Origin of the sequence: Streptococcus sp. HMSC064D12 (genome assembly GCF_001837205.1) — a bacterium.
Classification (GTDB): Bacteria; Bacillota; Bacilli; order Lactobacillales; family Streptococcaceae; genus Streptococcus; species Streptococcus salivarius_D.
Genome location: NZ_KV831727.1, coordinates 25,351 through 34,799 on the forward strand (window position 1 = coordinate 25,351; position 9,449 = coordinate 34,799).

Annotated in this window: 10 protein-coding genes, 1 tRNA gene, 1 other RNA gene and 1 pseudogene; 8 read left to right on the plus strand and 5 right to left on the minus strand. The window is 38.6% G+C overall.

The genetic code is table 11. The features are described from left to right. The 5 genes and pseudogenes from HMPREF2697_RS02735 to rpmB all read right to left on the minus strand — a co-directional run. A pseudogene (locus tag HMPREF2697_RS02735) lies at nt 1–771 on the minus strand (hypothetical protein); the annotation flags it as partial. A gap of 211 nt (nt 772–982) precedes the next feature. Next, a complete protein-coding gene (locus HMPREF2697_RS02740; RefSeq protein ID WP_070849561.1) occupies nt 983–1,288 on the minus strand; it encodes a DUF1292 domain-containing protein in 306 nt (101 codons plus the stop codon). Nucleotides 1,289–1,394: 106 nt separating this feature from the next. Next, on the minus strand, nt 1,395–1,814 hold the full coding sequence (gene ruvX, locus HMPREF2697_RS02745) for a Holliday junction resolvase RuvX (RefSeq protein WP_002887078.1): 420 nt from the start codon (nt 1,812–1,814) through the stop codon (nt 1,395–1,397). Then, a complete protein-coding gene (locus HMPREF2697_RS02750; RefSeq protein ID WP_002885737.1) occupies nt 1,814–2,080 on the minus strand; it encodes an IreB family regulatory phosphoprotein in 267 nt (88 codons plus the stop codon). Before HMPREF2697_RS02750 ends, ruvX begins: the two co-directional genes overlap by 1 nt. 126 nt (nt 2,081–2,206) lie before the next feature. Further along, on the minus strand, nt 2,207–2,395 hold the full coding sequence (gene rpmB, locus HMPREF2697_RS02755; protein ID WP_002885786.1) for a 50S ribosomal protein L28: 189 nt from the start codon (nt 2,393–2,395) through the stop codon (nt 2,207–2,209). 169 nt (nt 2,396–2,564) lie between these two features. On the opposite strand from rpmB, the gene HMPREF2697_RS02760 reads away from it, so the two are divergent. From HMPREF2697_RS02760 to HMPREF2697_RS02795, 8 genes are all read left to right on the plus strand, one after another. Then, entirely contained in the window at nt 2,565–3,833 is a 1,269-nt protein-coding gene (locus tag HMPREF2697_RS02760; protein WP_002885641.1) for a replication-associated recombination protein A, read from the plus strand. 85 nt (nt 3,834–3,918) lie between these two features. Then, nucleotides 3,919–4,114, plus strand: a non-coding RNA gene (gene ssrS, locus HMPREF2697_RS02765) — 6S RNA. Next, nucleotides 4,115–4,187, plus strand: a tRNA-Lys gene (locus HMPREF2697_RS02770). A gap of 189 nt (nt 4,188–4,376) precedes the next feature. Beyond that, nucleotides 4,377–4,883 carry a DNA topology modulation protein gene (locus HMPREF2697_RS02775; protein WP_045769360.1) on the plus strand — a complete coding sequence of 169 codons (507 nt, stop codon included), beginning with the start codon at nt 4,377–4,379 and terminating at the stop codon, nt 4,881–4,883. A gap of 264 nt (nt 4,884–5,147) precedes the next feature. Further along, nucleotides 5,148–6,440: an adenylosuccinate synthase gene (locus HMPREF2697_RS02780; protein WP_002887072.1), complete on the plus strand. Its 1,293-nt coding sequence runs from the start codon at nt 5,148–5,150 to the stop codon at nt 6,438–6,440. A gap of 276 nt (nt 6,441–6,716) precedes the next feature. Further along, the gene (locus HMPREF2697_RS02785) at nt 6,717–7,151 is read left to right on the plus strand and encodes a low molecular weight protein-tyrosine-phosphatase (protein WP_045769362.1); all 435 of its coding nucleotides are present in this window, start codon (nt 6,717–6,719) and stop codon (nt 7,149–7,151) included. After that, on the plus strand, nt 7,148–7,558 hold the full coding sequence (locus tag HMPREF2697_RS02790; protein WP_002885750.1) for an MORN repeat-containing protein: 411 nt from the start codon (nt 7,148–7,150) through the stop codon (nt 7,556–7,558). Before HMPREF2697_RS02785 ends, HMPREF2697_RS02790 begins: the two co-directional genes overlap by 4 nt. Next, nucleotides 7,555–9,378, plus strand: coding sequence for an acyltransferase family protein (locus HMPREF2697_RS02795; RefSeq protein WP_049553533.1), 1,824 nt, complete (start codon nt 7,555–7,557; stop codon nt 9,376–9,378). Before HMPREF2697_RS02790 ends, HMPREF2697_RS02795 begins: the two co-directional genes overlap by 4 nt. Nucleotides 9,379–9,449: the final 71 nt, after the last annotated feature.

Genomic DNA, 9,449 nt, shown 5'->3' on the forward strand with positions numbered 1-9,449 from the left:
ATAAAAACCACGAGCAAAGTGCTTGTTGACAAGGTTGTAAACGAAGATTGTCACAAGTGACAATATCCAGAAAATAAGAGTTCGAGCTTCAAAAAGAGCTCCCGCAGTGCCAGCGAAGCCGTAAAGAATAAAGGCTTCATCACGACTGTGACCCGCAAAGTAACGAGTTAAGAAGAAGATGGCACCTAGGACAAAAGGCATAGCAAATTGGATAGGGTAGAGCCCACCAAAATCAAGTGTTCCATTAGTGACATAGAAAATAATACTAATTAGAGTGGCAATTTCCTTCTTGTTTGTCATGTGCATGACAGTCTTGTAGAGGTAACTTCCAGAAAGATAGTAGGTAAGGAATTGAATAGGAATCAGCCAAAGAGTTGATCCTAAACGGAAAGCCAGAGAAACTAGTAAGTAATAAAAGAAGCCGCCTGTCGCAAAAAAGTCAGAGTAGGGTAAGCTACCATTGGCAAACATTTTTGCAATGTAAAGGTTTTGAGACTGTATATTATTGGCAAAGTCTGTAAAGCAGGGAACTGATATACTAAAAATACTCAAAATCAAACTGAGAATCAGGATATGGCCTTTATGCTTCCATGGAAGTGAAATCTTAGTTTTTTTCTCTATTTGAGACGAATTTGATTCTTCTGTATGTCCCTGAATTGTCACTTCAATCTTTTCGGATTGATTCTCTTGTGTATGAGAGCGATGGTGGCTTCGATGATAACCTTGGTAGCCACTTGAATCTAAAGTATTGTCTTCGTTGTATGGACTCACAATTAAACTCCTTTGTTGACATTTGGAAAGTTATAAATAAAAGGGTCTTATCCCCTAATTGTCTTATTTAAAGTATATCAGATAATACCATTTAGTCAATTTTCCTCTAATTTCTTACATTTAAGAAAAAAATATCTAAAAAAGAGACTGAGATACAATATCCCAATCTCTTTTTAACAAGTCATTTCTTTGCCTATGGCATTGAATATTTTTAGTTTTCGTCGATGAAGCTATTGAAAACTTCTTCAATCATATCCCATTCAGCATCTGAATCTTCAGGAATTGGTTGAAGGTCGCCTTCAGTACCGTCTTCATTTTCAGTGAATGAGTATGCTTGGATTTCAATTTCCCCGTTAGCATCTTCTTCAGCACCAGCTGGTACCAAAAGAACATAGTTTTTACCAAATTCTTCGCGTCCATCAATAGTAAACAAGATTTCAAAAAGTGTTTCATTTCCTTGTTCGTCTACTAAAGTGATGACTTCATGATCATGGTTGTGGTCGTGATTGTGTGACATATTGTTCTCCTTTTTGTAGAGAGCACTGAATAGTGAGGAAATCTAGTATATTTGCTTGGCAGTTTACTAGATTGTCATTTGACTATTAGGTCTCTATTACACTTTCTTAAAACATTCGATCGAGGTAGTTTTGTAGAATAAGTTGGGCAGCTAATTTATCAATAACTTTTTTACGTTTACCACGGCTGACATCTGCTTGTTCAACCAACATACGCTCGGCTTGAACAGTTGTCAAGCGTTCGTCTTGGTAATCTACAGGAATTCCAAAGATTTCCTTGATTTTGTCACCATAGGCTTTGCTTGCCTCAACACGTGGTCCTTCAGTGTTATTCATATTTTTAGGAAGACCAACAACAAATTTTTCTACCTTATATTCTTTAACGAGCTCGCCTAGTCGGTCGAAACCAAACTCTTCAGCCTCCTCGTCAATTTTGATAATTTCAACGCCTTGGGCTGTAAAACCGAGGGGATCACTAATCGCAACTCCTACTGTTTTTGAGCCAACATCAAGTCCCATTACTCGCATTAGAGGTCAATTCCATTTCCTTTAAGATAATAGCGAACGAGTTCTTCAACGATTTCATCACGTTCGTATTTACGAATCTGGTTACGGGCGTCATTATAACGCGGAACATAAGCAGGGTCACCGCTCAGAACATAACCGACGATTTGGTTGATAGGATTGTAACCTTTCTCAGCCAACGAACGGTAAACATTTGTCAAAGTATTACTGATTTCATCTTTGCTACCGTCGTCTAGGTTGAAACGAACAGTTTCATCTGTAAATCCCATACTGACACCTTCTTTCTATAAGAATTATCTGTTAGTTCTTTATTATAACATAAGTATAGCCAAAAGGGAAAGTCGATGAACAAAAAAAGAGACGACTGAAGTCATCTCTCTTAATATCCAATAAGATTAAACGCGTTCAACTTTACCAGATTTAAGCGCACGAGCTGAAGCCCAAACTTTTTTAGGTTTACCATCAACAAGGATAGTAACTTTTTGAAGGTTAGGTTTAACGGCACGTTTAGTTTTGTTCATAGCGTGTGAACGGTTGTTTCCAGAAACAGTTTTACGTCCTGTAAAGTAACATACTTTAGCCATTTCGTGTTTTCCTCCTAGGTAGAATTTATTACGGATGTGCTAGCACCACATACCAAAACATTCTATCATAAGAATTTAGGTTTGACAAGAACTATTTATAATTTCTTTTTATAACAAAATAGTATATGCTTATTATAATAAGAAAAAATCAGTTAAAAAAGGAGAGAAGATGCCAGATAATCTTGCTCTACGCATGCGTCCACGTACAATTTCAGAGGTGATTGGTCAGAAGCATTTGGTTGGTGAAGGTAAAATTATTCGCCGTATGGTAGAAGCGAATATGCTGTCGTCAATGATTCTCTACGGGCCACCAGGAATCGGGAAGACCTCAATAGCTAGTGCTATTGCAGGAACAACAAAATTTGCTTTTAGAACCTTTAATGCTACTGTTGATAGCAAGAAACGCCTGCAGGAAATTGCGGAAGAGGCTAAATTTTCAGGTGGCTTAGTTCTGCTTCTAGATGAGATTCATCGTTTGGATAAAGCTAAACAAGACTTTTTATTGCCACTCTTAGAGAATGGCAATATTATCATGATTGGGGCTACAACGGAGAATCCGTTTTTTTCTGTCACACCAGCCATCCGTAGTCGTGTACAAATATTTGAGTTGGAACCACTCTCTAACGAGGATATTAAGGAAGCTATCCTAGGTGTTCTAGAGGACAAGGAGCGTGGCTTTGACTTTGATGTCCAGTTAGATGAGGATGCTCTAGATTTTATTGCTACGGCTACTAATGGTGATTTACGTTCGGCTTATAATTCCTTAGATTTAGCTGTCATGTCGACGCCAGCTTCAGAAGATGGGCTTCGCCATATTACTTTAGATACAGTGGAAAATAGTTTACAACGTAGCTATATCACCATGGATAAAGACGGTGATGGACACTATGATGTGCTTTCTGCTTTGCAAAAATCTATTCGAGGCTCTGATGTTAATGCCAGTCTTCACTATGCAGCACGTTTGGTTGAAGCAGGAGATCTCCCTAGTCTAGCACGGCGCTTGACTGTGATTGCGTACGAGGATATTGGTTTAGCTAATCCTGATGCGCAAGTTCACACGGTTACAGCTTTGGAAGCTGCACAGAAAGTAGGTTTCCCAGAGGCGCGTATTTTGATTGCTAATGTAGTTGTTGACTTAGCTTTATCTCCTAAGTCGAATTCGGCTTATATGGCTATGGATGCTGCCTTGGCAGACCTTAGAAAATCAGGGAATTTACCTATTCCTCGTCATTTGAGAGATGGACACTATGCTGGAAGCAAGGAACTGGGCAATGCACAAGATTACAAGTATCCCCATGCTTATCCTGAAAAGTGGGTCAAACAACAATATCTTCCTGATAAATTAAGAGGTGTGAATTATTTCCAACCCAATGAAACCGGGAAATATGAAAGAGCTCTTGGAGCTAATAAAGAACGGATCGATAAGTTATCTAGGTAATACGAGAGGAATCAACGAAAACGATTGCAAAAAATTGATTTTTCCTCTTGCAATAATTTTCAAAAGTGGTATTATAAAAACATAGAAATTGCTGTGGTATACGAATCCACATATAAGTGTTGACCGACTAATTTTTGTATTATCGGGAGACAGAGGTCTATTAACAGTGTGCAGGCTGGCTCACCCAGAAGCAACTGAAGTTAGTAGCGAGTCGCCCACCTGCTTTTTTACGTCGCGGGTTCAATACAAACCGTGGATCATCGGTACCAATACAGCATCCAGCCTCCTTAGCTCAGTTGGTAGAGCAGTGGACTCTTAATCCATGGGTCACAGGTTCGAGCCCTGTAGGGGGCAGTTTAATATCGAAAAGAGACTTGATTGTAGGTCTTTTTTTTTATTTTTCTAAGAAAGAACTCACTTTAAACAGAACTTTACGTGCTTGTTTGTCCAAACGAGAGTTGTTCCAAATGATAATTCCTTCTAAGATATATGCTTTGTGTTATGATATTAGTCAGGAAACAGAATTGAAAAAGGAGACCTGTGTTGAAAATTGCAATCATTGGCTATAGCGGCTCTGGAAAGTCTACTTTGGCAAACTTTTTAGGTCAACACTACAATTGTGAGGTTCTTCATTTAGATAAAATTCATTTTACATCAAATTGGCAAGAGCGAACAGTTGATGAAATGACTGACGATATATCAACATTTATGCTACAACGTGATTGGATTATTGAAGGGAATTACTCGGCCTGTCTTTATGAAGAACGGATGAGGGAAGCTGACTGTATTGTCTTTTTCAACTTTAACAGAGTTAATTGTCTCTATCGGGCATTTAGGCGCTATTTAACATATAGGGGAAAGACACGTCCTAGCATGGCAGAAGACTGTAATGAAAAATTTGATTTTGCATTTGTGAAATGGATTTTATTAGACGGACGTTCCAAAAAATATGTCGAGCAATATCATACAGTTGTTAAAAATTATTCTGACAAGACAATTATTTTAAAGAATCAAAGGCAGTTAAATCATTATATGAAGCAGGTTAAATAGCTAGTAGAATTATTTGGTCATAAAATAGCTGGTAGTTCTATATAAGATGTAAGGATAAAAAAGAGATTGTAAATAACGAGTTGCAATCTTAGCTATAACTGTCAGAATATTTTGTAAGAAACGCTTTCAACGTTGAACAAATAGCCTTTTTTCTGCTATAATAAACTGTAACGCGAAACTTGTGGGTGAAATTCCCACCGTGAAGTTTTTCAAGAAAGGTGGGGACAGCCTCGTAAAGGTGGAGCTGTCCGTTATCAAAATAATATGACATCAGTAGTTGTTGTGGGTACCCAGTGGGGTGATGAAGGTAAAGGGAAAATTACAGATTTCCTAAGTCAAGATGCCGAAGTGATCGCACGTTATCAAGGTGGAGACAATGCAGGTCACACGATTGTTATCGATGGTAAGAAATTTAAATTGCACTTGATTCCATCAGGTATTTTCTTCCCAGAGAAAATCTCTGTTATCGGGAACGGTGTAGTGGTCAATCCTAAATCACTTGTCAAAGAGTTGGAATATCTTCATGCCGAAGGTGTGTCAACAGAGAGCCTTCGTATTTCTGACCGTGCGCACGTTATCTTGCCGTACCATATTAAACTTGATCAACTGCAAGAAGCTGCTAAAGGTGATAATAAGATTGGTACAACTAACAAGGGTATTGGGCCTGCCTATATGGATAAGGCTGCGCGTGTAGGTATCCGTATTGCAGACCTTTTGGACAAAGAAATCTTTGCTGATCGTTTGAAAACAAACTTAGCTGAGAAAAACCGTCTTTTCAGTAAGATGTATGAGGCTGAAGAATTATCATTCGATGAGATTTTTGAAGAATACTACGCTTACGGACAACAAATTAAGCAATACGTTACAGATACATCTGTAATCTTGAACGACGCTCTTGATGCAGGTAAACGTGTCCTCTTTGAAGGAGCTCAAGGGGTTATGCTTGATATTGACCAAGGTACTTACCCATTTGTAACGTCATCAAACCCAGTTGCGGGTGGTGTTACAATCGGTTCAGGGGTTGGTCCATCTAAAATCAACAAGGTCGTTGGTGTATGTAAGGCCTATACGAGTCGTGTTGGTGATGGTCCTTTCCCAACTGAGCTATTTGATGAAGTGGGTGAACGTATCCGTGAAGTTGGTCATGAATATGGAACAACAACTGGACGTCCACGTCGTGTAGGATGGTTTGACTCAGTGGTGATGCGCCATAGCCGTCGTGTATCAGGTATCACAAACCTCAGCTTGAACTGTATCGATGTTCTCTCAGGTCTTGACACTGTAAAAATTTGTGTAGCTTACGACCTTGACGGTGAGCGTATTGATTACTACCCAGCTAGTCTTGAGCAGTTGAAACGCTGTAAACCAATCTATGAAGAATTGCCAGGTTGGGAAGAAGACATCACAGGTTGCCGTAGTTTAGATGAGCTTCCTGAAAATGCTCGTAATTATGTTCGTCGTGTTGGTGAATTGGTAGGTGTACGTATCTCTACTTTCTCTGTAGGACCAGGACGTGAACAAACAAACATTCTTGAAAGTGTTTGGTCAAATATCTAAAGCCAACAAAAGGAGAATCTAGGAAACTAGGTTCTCTTTTCTCACGCCTTAAACTTATGGATTAATATGAATGTTGTAACTATTAAAAAAGGTTACTAATTTTTCGATATGATTAGGAGAGAAACCTTTCTATTTGATTAGTTTTTCGGTATAATATGGATTGATTAAATGAAAATTAATGAGAACCTACTTTCATGATTTAAAAGTGTGTTCGTAATTTTGACAAAGAAAATAAGTGAGCATATCTCTTAATAGTTTTTGGGCAAGAGGTGAATAATGAAGAAGATTGTATTTGTTTGTCTGGGGAATATTTGTCGTAGCCCAATGGCAGAATTTGTGATGAAAGAGCTGGACCAAGAAAAGTCTTTGCGTATCGAAAGTCGCGCGACATCTTCATGGGAGCATGGAAATCCAGTTCATCAAGGTACCCAAAAGATTTTAAGGAAATATGCTATTTCTTTTGACTCTTCCAAGGGCTCACAGCAGATTAGTCAGGCTGATTTTGAGTTCTTTGATCTAGTTGTGGGAATGGATGAGTCAAATGTTGAGGATCTTCTACAGATATCTGCAGGGCATTATGACGATAAAATCAAGCTTTTCAGACCTGGTGGAGTGCCGGACCCATGGTACACAGGTGACTTTGAAGAAACATATAAATTGGTAACTGCAGGTTGTCGAGACTGGTTACAGTGGATTAAGGATAGACAATGAATTTTAAACAACTAAAGGATTTTGATTTTAAAAATATTGATATTGACCGAAATCAATTTGAGCGTATCACAGTAGGGGTAATTATTTTATGTGCCCTGTCCTTGTTTTTGGTGACTATAAAAACGCAACATTCTATCAAGATTGATGGGACTAAGATTACCTATAAAGGTCAGATGCAGAACCACCGTTTGAATGGTCAAGGAACTTTGACCTATGACAATGGTGATACCTACACAGGAGAATTTAAGAATGGTTCCTTTAATGGTCAAGGAACCTTCAAATCTCATGAGGGTTGGATTTATCAAGGTGAGTTCAAGTCTGGGCAAGCCGATGGCCAAGGAAAATTGACTACTGAAAATAAGGTTACCTACAAAGGAAAATTTAAGCAGGGGATTTTTAAAGGATGAGAATTAACTGGTTTTCTTATATTCGTGTGACAGGACTTTTTTTGGTTCTGATTTATCATTTCTTCCCAAGTATTCTTCCTGGGGGCTTCATCGGTGTTGATGTCTTCTTTACCTTCTCAGGGTATTTGATTACAGCACTTTTGATTGATGAGGTATCTCGGACGCATCGCATTGATTACCTTGGTTTTATGCGACGACGCTTCTATCGGATAGTACCGCCACTTGTGTTGATGGTTCTTATTTGTACCCCTTTAGCACTCTTGGTTCGAAATGATTTTATTGCAGGTATTGGACGTCAAATTACCTCTGTTATCGGTTTTGTAACTAACTATTATGAGATTCTGACTGGAGGAAATTACGAGAACCAGTTTAACCAGCACATTTATCTCCATACATGGAGTCTGGCTATTGAGGTTCACTATTATATTCTTTGGGGTGCCTTGCTTTGGTTCCTAGCTAAGCGTGTCAAACACCAAAATCAATTTAGAGGCCTAGTCTTTATGGTATCTCTTGCTTGCTTTATGGTGAGCTTCCTATCAATGTTTATTAGTGCTTTCTTTGTTGATAGTTTTTCTCGCTTATATTTCTCATCAATTACGCATGCCTATCCATTCTTCCTAGGCTCGCTCTTTGCGACACTTTCAGGTGTGTATGAAACGACCGCTAGGTTCAAGAAAAATATACGTCTTTGGACTCTGAAAAAGACAGTCCTTTATATGGCAGGAAGTTTTGCCTTGCTCGTATTGTTGGGCTTAGTCCTTCATTTTGAGGAACGCATCACCTATCTATTTGGTTTTGTTTTGGCTAGTTTGTTCACGGCTGTTATGATTTACTCTGCCCGTGTCCTCCATGAGAAATTGCCTGGAAAATCAGAGCCTGCTCTTATTAGTTATCTGGCAGAAATCAGCTATAGTGTCTATCTTTTTCACTGGCCGCTATATATTATCTTTAGTCAATTGACCAATAATATTATTGCGGTCATTCTGACAACGATTCTGTCAATTGTTTTTGCGACACTTTCCTACTATATAATAGAGCCATTTATTGCAGGAAGAAAGGCCAGTCTCTTTGGAATAGACCTAGACTTGACGCCGTACCGACATATTGTGCTTTATGTATTTAGTGGTCTCACCTTAATTACAGTGCTTATTTCTCTCTTTGCGCCGGCTGTAGGGAACTTCGAGAAAGATTTAGAAGCTAATGGTTTGTCGCAAGCTCAGACTAAGATGAAATTAACGCGTACAAATGCGGAGAACAGTCAGGCTACTTCATTTGGTGTGAATAAGGGAGTGACAGTTTTAGGGGACTCCGTAGCTCTTAGATCAAAAGATCAGCTGGAATCAAGTATTGATAATGTCTCTATAGATGCAGTAGTCAGTCGTAACCTATCAACAATCAATGATTTGCTTAAAGATTACGCGGATAGTAATGCTCTTGCTAAGGATGTTGTCATTGCTGGTGGTGTTAATGAGATTGACGACTATAAAGGCGTTATTAATAAAATTATCAAGAATTTACCTAAGGGTCACCATATTATCTTTGTGACACCATATAATGGTAGTAAATCTGGTAATGAGGCCCAATCTTTGATTCAGTTACGTAAGTATGAGTTAGAGATGGCTAAGAAATACGACTTTGTGACGGTTGCTGACTGGTATCAAGTGGCTAAAGAAAATATTTCTATCTGGAATGGTACAGATGGGGTTCACTTTGGATCCGATAGCGACTCAATTAATCGTGGTGCTAAACTCTATACTAATACAATTAAAGAAGCTATAGAGAAAGCTGATAAGGCACCAGTTAAGGGTGGTAAGAAATAATTAAAAAAGAAGACAAGTCTTGCCTTCTTTTTTATGCCTTGAATTGTCAAATTAAGTGCATACTTTCCCCA